This window comes from Cupriavidus sp. CuC1, from assembly GCF_044627735.1.
GTDB classification, from domain to species: domain Bacteria; phylum Pseudomonadota; class Gammaproteobacteria; order Burkholderiales; family Burkholderiaceae; genus Cupriavidus; species Cupriavidus ulmosensis.
In genome coordinates this window covers 1-15,854 of the sequence record NZ_JBIUHC010000095.1, presented here as the reverse complement: position 1 = coordinate 15,854, position 15,854 = coordinate 1, and the positions used below count along the sequence as shown (strand labels likewise).

Annotated in this window: 20 protein-coding genes and 3 pseudogenes; 10 read left to right on the top strand and 13 right to left on the bottom strand. The window is 61.5% G+C overall.

Annotation, left to right across the window (positions count from 1 at the left end; translation table 11 throughout):
- Window positions 1–10: 10 nt before the first annotated feature.
- From ACGLHR_RS32645 to ACGLHR_RS32635, 3 genes are read left to right on the top strand one after another with little or no spacing between them, the layout of a single operon-like run.
- A complete protein-coding gene (locus ACGLHR_RS32645) occupies window positions 11–649 on the top strand; it encodes a hypothetical protein (RefSeq protein WP_400098954.1) in 639 nt (212 codons plus the stop codon).
- Between the two features lie 24 nt (window positions 650–673).
- A complete protein-coding gene (locus ACGLHR_RS32640; RefSeq protein WP_400098952.1) occupies window positions 674–1,741 on the top strand; it encodes a hypothetical protein in 1,068 nt (355 codons plus the stop codon).
- Window positions 1,741–2,472 (top strand): VWA domain-containing protein, encoded by a 732-nt coding sequence (locus ACGLHR_RS32635; RefSeq protein ID WP_400098950.1) that lies wholly within the window; start codon window positions 1,741–1,743, stop codon window positions 2,470–2,472. The genes ACGLHR_RS32640 and ACGLHR_RS32635 overlap by 1 nt, the downstream gene beginning before the upstream one ends.
- 223 nt (window positions 2,473–2,695) lie before the next feature.
- On the opposite strand, the gene ACGLHR_RS32630 is transcribed toward ACGLHR_RS32635, so the two are convergent.
- The 9 genes from ACGLHR_RS32630 to ACGLHR_RS32590 form a co-directional block, all read right to left on the bottom strand.
- Entirely contained in the window at window positions 2,696–3,322 is a 627-nt protein-coding gene (locus ACGLHR_RS32630; protein ID WP_400098948.1) for a PIN domain-containing protein, read from the bottom strand.
- A 16-nt stretch (window positions 3,323–3,338) separates the two neighbouring features.
- Window positions 3,339–3,530, bottom strand: a complete 192-nt coding sequence (locus tag ACGLHR_RS32625; RefSeq protein WP_400098946.1) for a hypothetical protein — start codon at window positions 3,528–3,530, stop codon at window positions 3,339–3,341.
- Between the two features lie 668 nt (window positions 3,531–4,198).
- Entirely contained in the window at window positions 4,199–4,582 is a 384-nt protein-coding gene (locus tag ACGLHR_RS32620) for a nuclear transport factor 2 family protein (RefSeq protein WP_400098944.1), read from the bottom strand.
- Between the two features lie 403 nt (window positions 4,583–4,985).
- Window positions 4,986–5,237: a hypothetical protein gene (locus ACGLHR_RS32615; RefSeq protein WP_400098943.1), complete on the bottom strand. Its 252-nt coding sequence runs from the start codon at window positions 5,235–5,237 to the stop codon at window positions 4,986–4,988.
- A gap of 23 nt (window positions 5,238–5,260) precedes the next feature.
- Complete coding sequence (locus tag ACGLHR_RS32610; protein ID WP_400098941.1) at window positions 5,261–5,719, bottom strand: MarR family winged helix-turn-helix transcriptional regulator; 459 nt, start codon at window positions 5,717–5,719, stop codon at window positions 5,261–5,263.
- A 173-nt stretch (window positions 5,720–5,892) separates the two neighbouring features.
- On the bottom strand, window positions 5,893–6,129 hold the full coding sequence (locus tag ACGLHR_RS32605) for a hypothetical protein (RefSeq protein WP_400098939.1): 237 nt from the start codon (window positions 6,127–6,129) through the stop codon (window positions 5,893–5,895).
- Window positions 6,130–6,215: 86 nt separating this feature from the next.
- The gene (locus ACGLHR_RS32600) at window positions 6,216–6,668 is read right to left on the bottom strand and encodes an Ohr family peroxiredoxin (RefSeq protein WP_400098937.1); all 453 of its coding nucleotides are present in this window, start codon (window positions 6,666–6,668) and stop codon (window positions 6,216–6,218) included.
- Window positions 6,669–7,373: 705 nt separating this feature from the next.
- The gene (locus ACGLHR_RS32595; RefSeq protein WP_318232507.1) at window positions 7,374–7,916 is read right to left on the bottom strand and encodes a hypothetical protein; all 543 of its coding nucleotides are present in this window, start codon (window positions 7,914–7,916) and stop codon (window positions 7,374–7,376) included.
- Between the two features lie 376 nt (window positions 7,917–8,292).
- Entirely contained in the window at window positions 8,293–8,601 is a 309-nt protein-coding gene (locus tag ACGLHR_RS32590) for an EthD family reductase (protein WP_400098935.1), read from the bottom strand.
- A 273-nt stretch (window positions 8,602–8,874) separates the two neighbouring features.
- Between ACGLHR_RS32590 and ACGLHR_RS32585 the strand changes: the two are divergent.
- The 5 genes and pseudogenes from ACGLHR_RS32585 to ACGLHR_RS32565 form a co-directional block, all read left to right on the top strand.
- Window positions 8,875–9,174, top strand: a pseudogene (locus tag ACGLHR_RS32585) (DUF4158 domain-containing protein); the annotation flags it as partial.
- A gap of 463 nt (window positions 9,175–9,637) precedes the next feature.
- Window positions 9,638–9,820: pseudogene (locus ACGLHR_RS32580) on the top strand (acetyl-CoA C-acyltransferase); the annotation flags it as partial.
- A 25-nt stretch (window positions 9,821–9,845) separates the two neighbouring features.
- The gene (locus ACGLHR_RS32575) at window positions 9,846–10,313 is read left to right on the top strand and encodes a MaoC family dehydratase (RefSeq protein ID WP_400098934.1); all 468 of its coding nucleotides are present in this window, start codon (window positions 9,846–9,848) and stop codon (window positions 10,311–10,313) included.
- A gap of 74 nt (window positions 10,314–10,387) precedes the next feature.
- Complete coding sequence (locus ACGLHR_RS32570) at window positions 10,388–11,266, top strand: NAD(P)-dependent oxidoreductase (protein WP_400098984.1); 879 nt, start codon at window positions 10,388–10,390, stop codon at window positions 11,264–11,266.
- An 81-nt stretch (window positions 11,267–11,347) separates the two neighbouring features.
- Window positions 11,348–11,881: a hypothetical protein gene (locus tag ACGLHR_RS32565; RefSeq protein WP_400098932.1), complete on the top strand. Its 534-nt coding sequence runs from the start codon at window positions 11,348–11,350 to the stop codon at window positions 11,879–11,881.
- A gap of 5 nt (window positions 11,882–11,886) precedes the next feature.
- Here ACGLHR_RS32565 and ACGLHR_RS32560 read toward each other — a convergent pair.
- Together ACGLHR_RS32560 and ACGLHR_RS32555 are read right to left on the bottom strand one after the other, a co-directional pair.
- A pseudogene (locus ACGLHR_RS32560) lies at window positions 11,887–12,090 on the bottom strand (transposase domain-containing protein); the annotation flags it as partial.
- A 181-nt stretch (window positions 12,091–12,271) separates the two neighbouring features.
- A complete protein-coding gene (locus ACGLHR_RS32555) occupies window positions 12,272–13,558 on the bottom strand; it encodes a transposase (RefSeq protein ID WP_400098930.1) in 1,287 nt (428 codons plus the stop codon).
- A gap of 463 nt (window positions 13,559–14,021) precedes the next feature.
- Between ACGLHR_RS32555 and ACGLHR_RS32550 the strand changes: the two genes are divergently transcribed.
- Complete coding sequence (locus tag ACGLHR_RS32550; RefSeq protein ID WP_400098928.1) at window positions 14,022–14,435, top strand: NINE protein; 414 nt, start codon at window positions 14,022–14,024, stop codon at window positions 14,433–14,435.
- A gap of 282 nt (window positions 14,436–14,717) precedes the next feature.
- Entirely contained in the window at window positions 14,718–14,975 is a 258-nt protein-coding gene (locus ACGLHR_RS32545; RefSeq protein WP_400098926.1) for an H-NS family nucleoid-associated regulatory protein, read from the top strand.
- 113 nt (window positions 14,976–15,088) lie between these two features.
- Here the strand turns inward: ACGLHR_RS32545 and ACGLHR_RS32540 are convergent, their stop codons facing one another.
- Together ACGLHR_RS32540 and ACGLHR_RS32535 are read right to left on the bottom strand one after the other, a co-directional pair.
- Window positions 15,089–15,352 carry a hypothetical protein gene (locus ACGLHR_RS32540; RefSeq protein WP_400098925.1) on the bottom strand — a complete coding sequence of 88 codons (264 nt, stop codon included), beginning with the start codon at window positions 15,350–15,352 and terminating at the stop codon, window positions 15,089–15,091.
- 97 nt (window positions 15,353–15,449) lie between these two features.
- On the bottom strand, window positions 15,450–15,710 hold the full coding sequence (locus ACGLHR_RS32535; protein WP_400098923.1) for a hypothetical protein: 261 nt from the start codon (window positions 15,708–15,710) through the stop codon (window positions 15,450–15,452).
- Between the last annotated feature and the right edge of the window lie 144 nt (window positions 15,711–15,854).

Sequence of the window (15,854 nt, the reverse complement as noted above, 5' to 3'; positions counted from 1 at the left end):
AAAAAATAGCATGAGCAATCTGGTACTGAATTTGTCGAAGCCGGGCGAAGCCTCACCGAAGCTCTCCCTGAACCTGAACAAGGGCGAGGAGTTCAAGGTGCGCCTGTCGTGGGACGGCAATACCGACCTCGACCTGCACGCGCTGGTGACCGTCAACACCGGCAGCGGCGCGAAAGCGTCGAGCCTCGGCGACATCCTGTCCACCTACAACGTCGAGCGCATGCTCGAAGGTGGCGTGAAGGCCGGCACGCTGCCGCTGGCCGCGGACAAGACGTTCTCGGTGCATGGCGGCGCGCTGGTCCATAGCCCGGATGCGCGCGACGGCAGCCTGGCGGGCGACGACGAGTATGTCACCGTCAAGCCGCGCCTGCTCACGATGCCGGCGGCCGGCCATTTGGAGATCCCCCTGCTCGCGATGATTCACCCGCAGGCGTCTGGCAAGACTTTCAAGCACGTCGAGAACGCGCGCGTCATCATCGAAAACAGTGCGGGCCAGCCCCAGCTCGATGTAGGCCTGTCCAGCCAGTTCGGCGCCTTCGTCGGCGTGCAGATGGGCTCCATCGTGGTGGACGGCAACGGTGCCTCGTTCATCGGTGTCGGCGTGGGATTCAATACCGACTTCAACGGCGTGCTGGGCCACTTCTCCTAAGCAGTCGACGGGAGGCTCTCCATCATGACGTACAAGGTCACGGTGATTGGCGGCGACGCGGTTAGCGCACCGGCCTCGCCTGCCGTGGATGGCGGCCTCCAGACGCGTCCTCAAGTGACCGTTATCCAGCCCACGGCCCTGCCCGGCGTCGCGGCGTCCGCGAAGGTACCCTTGCCGACTGTCATCAGGCCGACCGCACTGCCCTCGAATGGCCAGAGCGCGCCGGTCACCGCCGCATCTTCGCCGGCGCCTACTGCCGTGTCAGCCGTCGCTGTCGAACGGATTCCGGAGGCTGCTGCACCGGTTCATCCGTCTGCGATGGCCGGCAGCGTCCGTCGCGTGGTCTCGGTCACGCTAGAGGAACTGGCGCGCCGCTTTCCTGCCGCGAAGCCTGAGTGTATCGCCCAGGCGCGCGCGGTACTGGCAGGGGTTGCGGCCGACAGCATGGGCTCGGCGGACTGGCTGACCTTCGGGGTGGCCGCGCAGGAGAACGTCAACGCAGTCGTCAAGGACCGGCTGCAGCTGCTCGAGGCGACTGCCCCGAGACAGGTTGCTGCGCTGATGACCCGCTTGCACCGGCTGCTGGCTGAGATTTTGGATGCAATGGCAGGCGGGTTCCTGAAGAAGTCAGCGAACGCAGTCTGGATGCGAAACGAGGCGGAGATTCGCCAGCTCGAGTCTCGGCTCTCGACCGACGGGAAGGCGGTAATGGCGTTGCTGTCTTCGTTCGCGGAACTGGAAGCGCGCTACGTGGCCGCCCAGGACGAGCTGGAAGCGGTCTTCCTCGCCGGCGAGTACCTGCTGGAGGGCCTACGCACGGATGAGGCACTGTTGCTGCAGTCGCGGCTGATGGCCCTTACCACGTCGCAAACCATGGCGCAGGAGAATATTCTCTCCTTGCGTCAGGACGAGACGAGACTCAAGGAACTGGTGCTCCTGGTGCAGGACGGCGTGCTGGTCAAGCTGCCCGCGATGTATGGGCAACTCGCCGGTCTGACCGACAAGCCGAACGAAACACAACGTTACCTGGTGCTGGAAAAACTCAGTGATCTGACGCAATTTATTGAAAGGAAGAATGCATGGCTCTCGTAATGAACCTCGAAAAAGCGACCCAGGCTCTGGTGCTCAACCTACAGAAGGCTGGCGTGGAGAAGCCGCCCGAGCTCGAAGTTGGCGTCGCACTGGACGTGTCGGGCTCGTTTGAAGATGAACATCGTGACGGCGTGACCAATGACCTGCTCACGCGCCTGATTCCTTGGGGCCTCGCCTTTGACCCGGACAAGAAGGTCGACTGTTTTACCTTCTCTGACGGCGCGTCACACGTCGAAGATGTGTGTCCCATCAACGCCGACAACTACCAGGGCTTCGTGAAGAAGCACATTATCGGCAAGGTCAACGGCTGGAACGGCGGCACGGACTACTCCTACGTGCTCGAGCGCATGCTGGCGCATTTCGGCTGGGCGCAAATCGTTGAGAGGGCGAGTGCCATCGGTCGCTTCTTCGGGAAGAAGGACAAGGTAGTGCAGTCCGGTGAGAAGCGCCGCAGTCTTGTGATTGTCATCACTGACGGCGCAAACTCAGATAGGGGCCGCACGCTGGACGTGCTGCGCGCATCTCAGGAACGCAAGGACGAGGTCTACTTCCTATTCATCGGCGTGTCTAACCAGGGTAGTCGCTTCCCATTCCTAGAAGAGCTGGGCGACGAGTTCGATAACACGGGATTTGTTGGCATCGACAATTTGCGTGCATTCGTGGCCCTGTCGGACGACGAGTTGAACACACGCTTCATCAGCGAAGAGCTGATTACCTGGTTAAAGTCCTAAGTCGCGGCACGGCGGCTACGGCCGCCGGCGATGCAGGAAAACCTCGTCGAGACGTAAGCGTCGGCGGAACCCATCTGGCGAGGAGCCGGTGGCGGCGACAGCGGGATCGGCAAGCCTGACGGCGATAGGTCGGAGCCTTGGGCTCAATCCCTTTGACGCGGCGGTCTACGTCTTCTGCAATCGCGTCAAGCATTTCGGCATCCCGCAGTCGGTTCCTCTCGGATCAGAAATTGTATGAGAGCTTGCCTTTGTCCTCCACGATCAGCTTCGTGGCTAGCATCTCATCAATGACACCTGAGATATCCTTGTCCTTCAGCTTCAAGTGCTCCATCGCCTTGAGATGTTTGACCAAGGTCGCGCGCTTGCCCGGCCGTGCAGTCTTCGGTGACCGGCCCAAGATCTCGCGTACCTTGACAGTCGCGGCGAAGGCCGCGCCAAGATCAATTCCATCAGAGGCTTGCACGGAAACACCGTTCTTCGGCTTCGCGGGCGATGGAATTTCCGAAAGCGATTCAACGCGCTTGCAAGGCATGCCGCCGCTGGCGATATGGACAATGAGTGGGTCGTAGCCCTTGTCCTTCGACAGGACGAAGACGGGGCCGCGCTCGCCACGCTCGGCGAGTCGCCCCAGCTCGAAGGCGATGTGGAAATCCAGTGCATTGCGACCGCTGCCACTGGCTCGGATCCATTGTGCCGGCGGCTCAAGCGCCTGGCCTGCGATCACAAGATCCAGAGAAATGGACTTTTGGCTGGCACCGGCGAAGACAATCAGGCGGGCTCCCCCAGGCAGCGCACCCGGTGCGAGCTGCTGGATGTTCTCCATGTCGACGAGAATTATCGGGCCGGGCATCCTTTTATCCGTTTCGTTAGCGTGGGTCGCGCATCACCACAAATCCCGGATCGCAATGATCGCGGCCCGCTTCCATGGCTTCTTCTTCGGTGCCGAACGTGCCGGCATCGATCAAGTTAGCCGTGTAGCCTACGTCGCCGTCCTTTGGGCAGAGATAGTCGTCTCCGCTGCGGACGATCCAGCCGCGCTGTTTGCTTGTAGTTTTCATCGTCTCCGATCGATTGTTAGGCAGCATGCGGGCTGCCAGCCGGGCCGTGTTGTAGTTGCTCGCTTGGGGCAAGCTGATGTTGACCCCTACGACGGTGTGGAACCGGTGGCTGGCAGTGTAGATGTGAAATGGCTACGCGGCAACCATCGCACGGCCCTCTCCAGTCGCCGAAATTATGAAAACTTGACTCTGTCCGTTATTGGCAAGAATGGGGTAGCTACGTTGAACGTCGGTACTACTGCTGTGCGCGACGTGGCACCCGAACCCATCTGATACCTTTAAGGAGAAACAAATGAAACGTGACCGGAACGTTCGCAAAGGAACGCCAGTGAAAAGTCTTATCGCTCCGCTTCTGATCGGGGCCGCTGTCCAGACGAGCGCTCATACCGGGGAGTGATATTCCGACAACATAGACGCGGCCAAGAAGCGAGCTGCGAAATGCATTGCAATGAAGAGGGCTGACAAGGTGCTAGTGGCATCTGCTGCGCGCTTCGCTCTACTGCAAACACTTCGTTGCGCGATTCGCTACCTGGTATGAATTCACTGACGTGGTCAAAAATCCGTCAACCGTCTCCTGAGCAGTGGGCACGCTCCCCGCTGCCTTGTCTCGATATTGCCAAGTTGACAAAGCCTGGGAATCCGACGGGTGGAAAATTGCCGGTCTTACCTTATAGAAAGCGGATCGACGTATCGGCAAAGCCCTTCCAGCGCCGAATCTTGCCGTCGACGACCGTGAAGACGTGCACCCATTCGGTTTCAACCAACTTACCTTCAGGACGCGCGGTTCCCCGTAAGAAGCCGAGTACAACCACATGCTCGCCTGACTCGATAAACTCTCGCGGTTCGAAAATTTCTGTGTCATCCGCCTGTGCGAGCTGTGCGAAGAAGCTGGCGACTTCGGCTTTGCTGGTGCGTTGCCCGGTGTAGGGAATCTGCGGTGGCCCTACCATCTTCCAGTCGACCTGGTCGGCCACCAGATCGAGGATGGCATTGACGTCGCCGCGGCCATACGCCTCATAGGCTGTTTTCACGACAGAAATCGGGGTTGTCATTATTGTCTCCGGTTGCACACTCCGGCCCTGCGATCGCAGGGGCGGGTGTCTCCAACTTAGAGCGCAATGGTGTCCCATTCAAGGGCCGTGGTGCCGGGTTTGACGTCTGGGTTTGACTGCGGGCGACTCGCAATGTGATCTACGCCTACTGTTTCGTGGACGGTACGTCGCCGGCTGTGCTGGCCCAGCGCCAAAAACAATGCAAGGATGCCGCACGCCCGGCGGCAATTACCTGCTGCGCGCCACGCAGCATGCCATGCTAGCGCCAAGGTCAAGGCCTTCTGCACACACTTGACCGCCAGCATAGGCAGCCCGCCTATGCTGGCAGCGTGCGTTGGCGGGAGACGTGGCGCTGGCGTAAGCAGCGGCCGGTGACTGCGTCCGGCCGATGCGCTGTCTTTGCTCAGGAGTCGGCCAGCTTCTCGCCGTCGACTTCCACGAGATGGTCCAGGCGCAGGGTTTCGCCAGTATTGAGCGTCAGGTATTCAGCGCCACCGCGGCTGTACACGTCGGTAATGGTCGCGGCGCGCTGCTGTGGCGTGCCATCGGCGTCGCGATAGCGGATCTGCGTGGGCCTGCGCACGGTGGCGAGGTCTTCCAGGCGGTCGTGGAACTCGCAGCTGATCGGGCTGTACTGGGCGGCTGTGCTGGTCATGGCAGTGGATCCTGTGTGCTTGTTCATTCGCTGTCTTTCACCGACTGGATAAGGTTGTTGCGTAGCGACGCAACTGCCTTCTGCATCCGTGCGAACTCGTCCGGGGCCAGGCCGGTCGCGCCAGCGAGGCTGGATTCCAGACGCCGTTCACGCAGCATGCGGCCGGCCTTGGTCAGGCTGACGCGTACCTGGCGCTCGTCTTCGGGGTCGCGCTGCCGCTCCACGTAGCCCATCGCCTCCAGCTTCTTCAGGATCGGCGTCAGGGTGTTCGATTCCAGGAACAGCTTCACGCCCAGGTTGCCGACGGTCTGGTTGTCCTGCTCCCATAGCGCAACGATGGTGATGTATTGCGTATAGGTCAGCCCCAGCTGCTCAAGGATCGGCTTGTAGGCCTTGCCGAAGGCGAGGTTCGCGGAATAGACCGCGAAGCACAGGAAGTCCGAGAGCGTCGGGTTTTCGGTGGGCTTGTGGGTGGATTTCATTTGCTGCCTCGTTGCCCAAACATGGATGGATCGCAAGCGTCGATTATAGATCGTATGCGATTGGATCGCAGGTGCTATAACTTTCCGCGGCGGTCACGGCAGCCCAAGGGAAGGGCGCCCGCGACCGGCAGCAAATCGTCCGCACCATCTGGCCTCCGCGGCGCTGTGCGGTCTCAGGCGCGCGCGCCGTCGAGGTAAGGGTCGACCTTGCCGCGGGCTCCGTCGTAATACGGGCTGCGCGTACCGTGTACCGAGCGGGCGCCGTCTGTGTACGGATCGGCTGCGCTGGTGACCGAGCGGGTGCCATCGGTGAAGGGGGCGCGCGCTGAACCGGCGGCTTGCGCGGCGGCAGCGGTCAGCAGGGTGGCGGCGACAACGGCGTAGCGGGCGATGGTGATGATCGTGCTCATGGTAAGCATCCTTGCGTCAGGTGAATTTGTGACGTATGCGATTTAATCGCATACGATCATTTTGCGGTAATGAGAAAGTCGGGGAATTACGACGTAAGGACGTTCAGCGCCACGTCGATATTGCCGCGCGTTGCCTTCGAGTAGGGGCAGATTGCATCGGCCGCGTGGGCCAGTTCCGTCGCGACATCCTGCGGCAGGCCCGGCACGCGCAGATTGAGGCGTGCCTGCAGGAAGTACTCCGCGCCGGTCTGGCCCAGGTCGACTTCGATGTCCACAGCCAGGTCGGACGGCAGCTCAAGCTTCATTTCCCCGGCCACCAGGCCGACCGCAGCGATGTAGCACGCCGACCAGGCGCCCGCGAACAGCTGTTCTGCGGTCGGGTGCGGCTGGATGGCCGGGAACACGTGCGCCGGGGTGGCGCTGTTGCCGGGCGACAGTGCAATGTCCAGCGTGCCGTTGTGGCCGCGCGATGTAACCCCGGCGCTGCTGTGCGTGGTGTGGGTCTTGCCGGTGGCGAGGACTTTTTCGATCTTGCTCATGGAATGGATCTCTGTGGTTGTCGGTTCTATATTGATCGCATACGTTTAGATCGCATGCGATTAAATTCATGATGGAACATGGGTCGCGCCTTGTCAAGGGAAAAAGGCTGGGCGTATCCAATGGCAAAGAATGTGCTTCACGAGGCATACTGGATCGCACTGCGAAGGATCTCGGAATCGAGTACTTCGTTGGCGGCGCTACAGCGAGGATTGTTATTCGATCATGCCGCGATATTTCCGCAGGCGCGTTGTTTTTGTGATGGCAAACGTGCCATATTCTACCGAGATGGCAAGGAGATCTGGACGTGCAGTGCGGCCTACGCCGCAGTGCATTTCGACATCCAGTCGGCTTCAACGCCTCCCGGCGCGGTGCTGTGCCAGTGCACGCCGTAGTAGAGCAGCGCGCCCAATAGCAAGTGCATCAAGAGATGCCAGCAGCAAGCAGCTCGATGTTCCTCGTTCCTGCGCTGACCGATAGGGATAGGCGGCAGTCTTCATGGGCAGTGGCGATGGCGGCGCTGCGGCTTGGCATTTTTAGCAGGCTGGAGCGAGTCTGGGCGTGCACAACGTCCGAGGGCAGCTCCGCGCTCGCGGCCCGGGTCGACTAGACAGGCACGCGCTATGCTGGTGCGGTGTCGGGCACCCGCCTGCATGTCGCGCGCCTCGCCGCTGCCGCGATGCGGCGCGCGTCATCGATGGGCGCCCTTAGGCCTGCGCGGAGTCGGCATCGTTACGGGCGGGACCTTCCATCGGCCGCTCCAGTTTCAGGTAGGAATCGGCGGCGACTAGGCCGAACACTATGTGGGCAATCGCGGTCACCCAGCTCCGGGCCTCGGCAAACCACGGGAAGGCCGCGGTCATCCCATAGAAATTGACCCAATACAAGACGAGACCAAAGACGGCTCCCACCAGCGAGGCCATACCGACGCTCGAATCGAAGTGGAAGGGCGCCATGATCGTGGCCAGGATCAGGCCGAACACGACTGCCAGCGCAAAGTGGACCACCACCGCAGCAACCAGCTCGCCGATCTCAAAGGTAGCAGCCTGCGTGAGCACGTCCGGCCCCAGCATGATGGCTGCGATCATGGTCAGCGGTTTCCAGGCGCTGGCCCCCATCAACATCGCCGCAAGCAGATCGAGCACAAGGAATACCACGAACACCAATCCGGATACGACGCCTGCCAGAGCCGCCGCAGGCCAGTCCGGCCACCGATGCGTGTAGCGATGCGATTGCATGTGAAGTTCCATGACATCCTCTTTTGATATGCGGCCGAAATACGGCCGCTTTCCAAGGTGAAACTTCATTTTATGAGATACATCCGCCTGTACCAAGGTGGCAGGCCGGCGGCGTGACGTGCCTGGTAGAAGGCGGGCACAGGGAGTGGCGCTTGGGAGTCTGGAGGACGGCTTGCTTCCTCCTTGCGAACCCTTGATGCGGGATGCCGCGGCCTGCGGCTGGTTTTGTCGCAGTAAGGAGCGTGGCCAGAGCGGCGCCGGGGGGCAACGGAAATCATGCGGCGAGCGCGTAAATCTGGTCCGCTGCGGACGAGCGGCTTGCCTGCCACGGCCCTTGTGATAGCGGGCACATCCCCTTCTCGCAGAAAATGGGCCGTGAACTTCCGGCCTAAACTTCCTTCGTGTCGAATATGAGCATGTCAACGCCGGCCTGGGCAAAATTGGCCACGTCAGCTGCTGCTGCGGCGCCCTCAGGCGAAGCCATTGCCTGCTGGAGCGCCGCCAGCGAATCGAAGCTCAGCACCGCAACCAGGTGAAATGGCGAATCGCCGGCCGGGCTTGCAACCGGGCCGCTGCTGACCTCATAGCGTCGCAGGCCGGTGATCTTCTTGGCGATCGGAACATGGGTCGAGAAGTAATATGAATCGAACGCCGCCGTGTTCGCAGGCTTCTTGTATAGCACCACTAGCTTTGCCATCGTGGTTTCTCCAAACGTGAGTTAGATAGAGCCTGAGCATCAAGCGCACCGGACGATACGTGTCCTGACAGAAATGGGGTTCACACGCTATAGGAAAGCTACACCATCGGCGCGAGGAGCTGGGAGCGTGCACCGAACGGCCACAATAGACTTCTTTATTGCCGGCATCAAGTCAGAGATATGCGGCAATGCCGCAGAGTGAAGCAACGCCAGAGTATCGAAAGGTGGTTGACGCGAGCACGTGGTGTCAATCTGAATCGGCAGCCCATCTCCAAGGAGCGAGTCCTGGTCGACGCCCGGCGCAGCCACCTTTACCGCCTGGCCTGCGCCGTTCATGTCGGCTTTGTCCGCATGACGGGGCGCACCCTCGATGCCTGCAAGCAGGTGCCCCGATTCCTCTGGGCCTATGTTGGCGCGCAGATCGGCGTGACCCCGCCGGATATGGGCACGCTGGGCGCACTCTATGACGGCCGCACCGATACCTTGGTGGACCATCAGATGCTGGCCTACCAAGCCCTCGAGTTGAGCCCGACGGCGGAGCGTCAGCGTCGTTACGTGACGCTCTGGCTCAAGGGAGAAGGTGAAGAACGTGGCGAGTTCGAACTCACGGAGTTCGCGCGGAATCTGCCGCATGCCGGTATATGCCAGTTGCCAGTGGTCCATCGCGCTTACTCCCGAGCGTGAGACGGACTGCCGAGACTAGCGGCAATGGGACGCGCTCAAGCAAATCGCGGCCGAGGCCGTGCAGTCGATCTGGCAGGCCGCCAACGAGGCCGCTAGCGGTGCCAAGCGCCGGGCGCCAGTGACGCGCACCAAGTTCAAGCCCGGGCCGGCCTGAGGGGGGCGCCGGAAGTGTCAGACGGCATTCCACCGCACGAGGGGACAAGCCTGTGGACAAACTAGCGCAAAAGGGACGCGTTCATATAGATTGATTGCCCCTTGACAAAGTAACAGACCTGTTCCTAGTATTATAGTTACGTACAGGTCCGTAACTTTACAGGAAGATGGCGATGCGTGCGATCGAGGCGGAGACTTTCTCAGGCTGTCCCAGGACATCGTCAATGTCGAAGCCGGCGCCATCGCCCGCGGCCACCCGATCGGGGCAACAGAGGCCGTGCTCACCACCCGCCTCATTCATTCGATGTGCCGTGATGGTTTCGAACGGGGCATCGTCACCTTGTGCATCGGCGGCGTTGAAGACATCCCGCTCGCGCTCGAAACTTGCGTAAAGCTGGGGCTGAATCATGAATCGGTTGAGCGAGCGCTATCTAGAAGATTTTGCAGTGGGGCAGACGTTCGGTTCAGGGCGGCTGCGCATCGACAAGGAACGGGTCCTCGCGTTCGCTGCCGAATTCGATCCACAGCCCTTCCACCTCGATGAGGCGGCGGCGCGCCGCTCGATTTTCGGTGGACTGGCTGCCAGCGGCTGGCACACCGCTGCCGTGACGATGCGGTTGATGATTGAGACCGAACTCAAGCCGGCTGGCGGCTTCGTCGGCGCTGGCCTCGACGAGTGCCGCTGGCCCCGGCCAGTGCGCCCCGGTGACGAGTTGCGCGTCGAGTGCGAGGTGATCGAGGTGCGACCGTCAACGTCGCGTCCAGAGCAGGGCCTGATCAAGCTCCGAACGACCACCCTGAACCAGGACGACGAGGCCGTGCTGGTGCATGTCGTGAACATGGTCGTGCTGCGCCGGAAACAACATTCGTGTTGATACCGCAAAGCGGGATTGCCGGAGAAGAATGCCGTGTCGCCACAAGCAACAACCGCCTTGGGATAGAGGTGAATATGTGCATCGGTTTCATCGGCTTAGGTGTCATGGGACAGCCAATGGCGCTCAATCTGGCCCGCGCAGGCACGCAACTCATTGTCTGGAATCGCTCCGCTGACAAGAGCGAGTCTTTGCGAGCGGCGGGCGCAATCGTCGCGACGAACCCTGACGAGATATTTAAACGCACCCGCGTGGTATTCCTGATGCTGACCGACGGCGACGCAATCGACGCCGTCCTCGCCCGCGGCACGCCGCAGTTCAGCGCGAACATTGTGCACCACACGATCGTCCACATGGGGACCACCTCGCCCGAGTACTCGCGCGGACTCGAAGCCGACATTCGCAACGCCGGTGGCAGCTATGTGGAAGCGCCCGTCTCGGGCTCGCGCAAGCCCGCCGAGGCGGGCCACCTCGTGGCGATGCTAGCGGGTGAAGACGCGGCCGTCGAAAGCGTCCGCTCCTTGCTCGAGCCAATGTGCCATCAGACGATCGTGTGCGGCCCGGTTCCGAGCGGGCTCCTGATGAAGCTTGCGGTGAACCTGTTTCTCATCACCACGGTCGCCGGCCTTGCGGAAGCGGCTCATTTTGCCGAGCGGCATGGCCTGGACATGCAGCAGTTTCGCGCCATCGTGGACGCCGGTCAGATGGCGAGCGGCATCTCACGCGTGAAAATTCTTAAGCTGGTGATGCGTGACTTCGATGTCCAGGGGTCGATCACCAATGTGCTGAAGGACAATCGATTGATTGCGGAAGCGGCCAGAGAAGCCGGGGTCGCGTCGCCGCTATTGGATGTCTGCTATGCGCTATTCGGTGAGACGCTGGCGCTGGGGCACGGCCAGTCCGACATGGCGGCCGTCGTCCACGCACTCGAGGCAAGAACCGAATCCGGCAAATGATCGAGTTCGCGTTCCGCCAGCGGGTGGCAGGCTTCGACAGTCGTCTCGAACAATTCTCTTGGCGAATGCTACGCCCCGCATGTGGCAATCGACGGGGCGGGCAATGCCATCGCGGTCTGGCAGGAGCAGAACGGGGTTGGCGCCTACGGCGGTGCGAACCGCTACGCGGCTGGCACGGGCTGGGGCCTGCCGGGGAAGTTCAGCGGCACGGTGCCGGGAGACGTCTATGCGCCCCGCGTGGCCGTGGGTGCGGACGGCAACGCCACGGCCAGCTGGTATCAGTGGGAAGCCTCCGGCATCAACTTCAGGACCAATCGCTACCTGACCGGCAGCGGCTGGGATGTGCCCCCAACCTGCTCAGCGCGACACGACTCTGTGCAGCCGCGGTATCTGCCGGTGGCCAATCGGTTTGCGGGCTACAGCCTGTTCGTCTTGCGCAAGAACGTGGACCCCAAGGGTAGCAGCCTAGGATGCGCTGTTGCCATCGCCGACCATCCGCTCGCGCTCGGAAGACGCCCCTCGCTGCATCATGCGGAGGCAATCCCCGGCGAGAACCGACCGTTGGCCGACGCGGAGCGCGGAATCTACTGTAAGCAGCCGGGGAACCCGTATTGACAGGGCTATGCTGCAGAGGCTGCGGGAGTCCAGCGATGCGGCAGGAGCTCGGCGATGTCACCCGCCTTCTGGGTCGATAGCCGCGTGAGTACGTCCTTCAGGCACGCATAAGGACCATGCCCGTTGAGCTTGGCGGACTGGATCAAGCTCATGATGGCGGCCGCACGTTGGCCGGCACGCAGCGACCCCGCGAACAGCCAATTGGAGCGATTATGCCGAGTTCGGCAATCGTGAAAATCCGCCGTGCCTCCACTAAACTGCTCATTTAAATAGAAACTCAACTTTAGACATACGAATGGCCTCCTCGCGAAGCGCGATGGAGGCCATTGACAAGGCAATATGGCGCACGAAACAGCGATGACAGGCTGTCTAAGACGTGCGCGGGCGACACTACGAGGTCGGTCGGGTGTCGTTGCGTGGCGTCGGCCACTGGAATTTCTGGGACTTGCGGTTCAGGCCATCGCGAAACGCAAGTCCGGTAAATTCCATGCGCAGCCACTGCGTGACCAGGCCGGCCGTGACGGGCTGATTCATGCGCCATGGTGCGACCGAGTCCATCGGGAAGGTCTCGGCGAGCACCAGACTCAGCAGTTGGGTCAAGGTCCAGGCCATCGAGCGGATCTGCATCCACAACTCCAGCACGGTGCGCGACTGCTGCCAGAGATTGCTCATGCCAAACCAGCGCTTGAGATTGTGAAACAGCGGTTCTATGCCCCAGCGGCGCGCGTACAACTGCACGATCTCCTGGGCGCTCAAGTCCGTTTCGCTCGCCAGCAGCAGACGGGGCTTGGTCCAGACCTGTTTCTTCGCATCGAAGAACTGGCACCAGACGGCACGCACCAACGCGCCCTTGAGGAAGCGCGCTCTGGCCTCGGCAGAGCGCAGGCGAACCCGCTGCTCTTTGCCATAGAGCCGCATGCTCAGTTCGCTCGCAGGCAGTGCCTCGAAGACCTCGGCACTCAGGCGCTCGCCATAGATGCGCTTGCGACCGCGTCTGGGTGTGGTTGGCGGCAGCGGCATGAGAAACAGTGCGGTATCGATGCGCGCCTGACCAATCACGTGCATTTGTCTGCGCAGCAACGGCAAGACCAGACGGGCGCGCATGAACCACGAATCGAACAGTACGCGCACCGGCTTGTTGGACACGCCCGCGAGAGCGCGGACCAGCGCCAGGGCGATCTTCAGCTTGTTGCGGTTGCCAGTGTTTGGCACCAGCCGCGAGAGAATCGGCAGCACCAGGTTGACCCCGCCGTTGCCCAGCGCGCTCACGCCCAGGGTGACCCAGCACTGGGCCCGCATGAATTGCGGCCGATTGATCTTGCGGCTGTGGTCGTGGCGATACGCGCAACCGGGGGCCTTCTCCGAGGAGCGCGGCACCAGCGTATCGTCGATGACCAGTGTCAGCACATCGCATGGCAGCACTACAAGCACCAGCATGAACAATCTGCGGGCCAAACGCACGGTGCGCAAGCTGCCGCGCCCGAGAAGCTTGTAGTAGGTCGTCCAGTGCCTGCGTCGCGCGATGGCGCTGATAGCGCGCGTCACCCAGCCTTCTGGCGAAACCATACAGCCGCACAGCAGCTCGACAAAGCTCCCGCGAGAGCGAATTGGCACGGCCAGAAGCAGAAGGTTGATCCATTCGGACAGACACAGTCGTACACGGTTGGACAAAGACATGGGCAATCGCAAGAGGACCGAAAACGATCCTCATTGGCCGCCGCGCTGCTTGCGCTAAAACCCGCGCAAGCAGCGCGGCGGCCACACGATTGCTACCCTACGTCAAGCATTTCTCGATTTTTTGAATCCGTTTTTAACCCCTCGTCCAGCGGGCCTGAATGTCTAAAGTTGAGAATAGAAAATCAATCGTCCGCTCCCGCCAGCTTGCCGAATCGCCACCAGGGGCAACTGGCGAACAACCGGAGACCGCCGGGCCTTGCGGCGCGGGCGCTCGGCCTGATTCGGGACAGCTATGCGGGCTTTGGCTCGATCCCGGCTTGCGAGAAGCTGCGAGCTCCATTGCGTCGGGCTGGCTAAGGAGACGGGTAGAATTGGAATCCATCGCCCGTACAATGGATCGCCAAATAGCTTCGGTGCTACAGGCTATGTCATCAGCGCGCCAAACCACTGCATGAGACGAACGATGCATCCATCAAGCAATCCCCGGAGTGATACCCACAGCAAAGTCATCGGTTATCTGTTGTGGATCTTCGGCTTTACCGGTTCCCATCGCTTTTACTACGGCAAGCCGGTGACCGGGACGATCTGGTTTTTCACGTTGGGCCTGCTGGGGATCGGCTGGCTCATCGACCTGTTCCTGATCCCCGGCATGGACCGGGAAGCGGACTACCGGTTTGCTCCCGGCAAGTACGATTACAACGTAGCGTGGATCCTTCTGACCTTCCTCGGCATCTTCGGTGTGCACCGGATGTATATCGGCAAATGGATCAGTGGCCTGATCTACCTGTTGAGCGGCGGCCTGTTCCTGATCGGCGTGCTGTATGACTTCTGGACGCTGAATGAACAGGTGTCCGGGAGGAACAGGATATATCCCTAACGGGAGCGACGCTCGCGCGCAACTCTGCCCGGGGCGTTTTCGCCTGCTGCAGGGCGTGCCGAGGCGGTCCGCCAGCTCTCCACGCCGCCGCGCAGGTACGTCACGAGGAGGGCAACTGCCAGGTAGAGGCGCTCCAGCATTCAAGCAGCGAGGGCGGCCACATTCTCCCGCCGGCAATGATTCTCACAGCAGCCACCACCTAGAACAACCCTGAAGTCCAACGCTCCCACCAGACGGCACAACGCGGGATCCTGCGCCGCCCCAAATCTATTCACCTACGCTATGTCGATCGAAATCGAACGCGCGCAAGCGATCACCTGGATCCGCATCCAGATGGCCCAGCACGGCCTTACCCTAGCTGACTTGCAGGCCGCCGGCTGCTTTGCCGAGCCCCCGCCGCTACTGCCTGGGGCAGTGCGCTATCGCAACGCGCAGGGGCAGGGCTGGGACGGTCGCGGCGCCATGCCGGACTGGCTGCAGCGAGCGATCCATGCCGGGCAGACGGTGGAACATTTCCGGGTGGGTACTACAAGACAATAGCCACGCCGCTGGCGCAGAGGGGGGGCTTGCATCGACGCCGGAGTTATAGTGCCTTCGCACCCGCGCTGGCCGTGGAACCCTCGGGGTTTCCACAGTGCGGGGGCGCCTGCCGTTCATACCTTGGCGTGGGTGGCGGCCCATTGCGACGGGTTGACGTCGATGCTCAGCGGGCCGAAGCCGGAGCCGATCACGCCAACGTTGTTGAGCGTGTTCACGTTGATGCTTTGCAGCTGGGCGATGTTCTGGTTGACGTTGACATTGACGTTGGCCACGGGGCCCAGTCCTTGCAACCAGGAATTGCCGCCGCGCACCGCGGTCATGGACTTGCCGTCGAGTTCTTGGGTCAGGGCGAGGTCGCGCACGATGATGGATGGCATGTTGGTTCTCCTTGGCTTCACTGGATGACTTGAAATGCTCTTGATTGGCTGATTGCCAGTGGAGGTGGCGGGGCCACCTCCACATCTACCGGGCCGTTCAACGATAGATGTTGTTTTGGGCGTTCTGGGTCGAGGTGACATGCGACTTGATGTCGTCCGCGAAGGCCGTGTTGTTGCCGTTCATGTTGACGACGTTCTGCGTCTGGCCGATCAGCTGCGAGGCGTTGAAGGTCGAGTCGATCTTGACCGCGCTGAACACGGGCAGGAAGGGCACGAAGCCGCCGCGCACGGCGCGCATGGCGCGGGCGTCGAGTTCTTCGGTGACGGACAGGTCTTTGATGGCGAGGGTGGTAGTCATGGCGGTTCTCCGGGTATTCAGTAGTTTGCGATTTCAGCTTGCGCAGTGGGAAGGGCCCGCGGCTTAGCGATAGATGTTGTTTTGGGCGTTCTGGGTCGAGGTGACATGCGACTTGATGTCGTCCGCGAAGGCCGTGTTGTTGCC

Coding starts and splice junctions, on each gene's coding strand:
- ACGLHR_RS32645 (WP_400098954.1), top strand. CDS start 11: ATGAGCAATCTGGTACTGAATTTGTCGAAGCCGGGCGAAGCCTCACCG.
- ACGLHR_RS32640 (WP_400098952.1), top strand. CDS start 674: ATGACGTACAAGGTCACGGTGATTGGCGGCGACGCGGTTAGCGCACCG.
- ACGLHR_RS32635 (WP_400098950.1), top strand. CDS start 1,741: ATGAACCTCGAAAAAGCGACCCAGGCTCTGGTGCTCAACCTACAGAAG.
- ACGLHR_RS32630 (WP_400098948.1), bottom strand. CDS start 3,322: ATGCCCGGCCCGATAATTCTCGTCGACATGGAGAACATCCAGCAGCTC.
- ACGLHR_RS32625 (WP_400098946.1), bottom strand. CDS start 3,530: ATGAAAACTACAAGCAAACAGCGCGGCTGGATCGTCCGCAGCGGAGAC.
- ACGLHR_RS32620 (WP_400098944.1), bottom strand. CDS start 4,582: ATGACAACCCCGATTTCTGTCGTGAAAACAGCCTATGAGGCGTATGGC.
- ACGLHR_RS32615 (WP_400098943.1), bottom strand. CDS start 5,237: ATGACCAGCACAGCCGCCCAGTACAGCCCGATCAGCTGCGAGTTCCAC.
- ACGLHR_RS32610 (WP_400098941.1), bottom strand. CDS start 5,719: ATGAAATCCACCCACAAGCCCACCGAAAACCCGACGCTCTCGGACTTC.
- ACGLHR_RS32605 (WP_400098939.1), bottom strand. CDS start 6,129: ATGAGCACGATCATCACCATCGCCCGCTACGCCGTTGTCGCCGCCACC.
- ACGLHR_RS32600 (WP_400098937.1), bottom strand. CDS start 6,668: ATGAGCAAGATCGAAAAAGTCCTCGCCACCGGCAAGACCCACACCACG.
- ACGLHR_RS32595 (WP_318232507.1), bottom strand. CDS start 7,916: ATGGAACTTCACATGCAATCGCATCGCTACACGCATCGGTGGCCGGAC.
- ACGLHR_RS32590 (WP_400098935.1), bottom strand. CDS start 8,601: ATGGCAAAGCTAGTGGTGCTATACAAGAAGCCTGCGAACACGGCGGCG.
- ACGLHR_RS32575 (WP_400098934.1), top strand. CDS start 9,846: ATGAATCGGTTGAGCGAGCGCTATCTAGAAGATTTTGCAGTGGGGCAG.
- ACGLHR_RS32570 (WP_400098984.1), top strand. CDS start 10,388: ATGTGCATCGGTTTCATCGGCTTAGGTGTCATGGGACAGCCAATGGCG.
- ACGLHR_RS32555 (WP_400098930.1), bottom strand. CDS start 13,558: ATGTCTTTGTCCAACCGTGTACGACTGTGTCTGTCCGAATGGATCAAC.
- ACGLHR_RS32550 (WP_400098928.1), top strand. CDS start 14,022: ATGCATCCATCAAGCAATCCCCGGAGTGATACCCACAGCAAAGTCATC.
- ACGLHR_RS32545 (WP_400098926.1), top strand. CDS start 14,718: ATGTCGATCGAAATCGAACGCGCGCAAGCGATCACCTGGATCCGCATC.
- ACGLHR_RS32540 (WP_400098925.1), bottom strand. CDS start 15,352: ATGCCATCCATCATCGTGCGCGACCTCGCCCTGACCCAAGAACTCGAC.
- ACGLHR_RS32535 (WP_400098923.1), bottom strand. CDS start 15,710: ATGACTACCACCCTCGCCATCAAAGACCTGTCCGTCACCGAAGAACTC.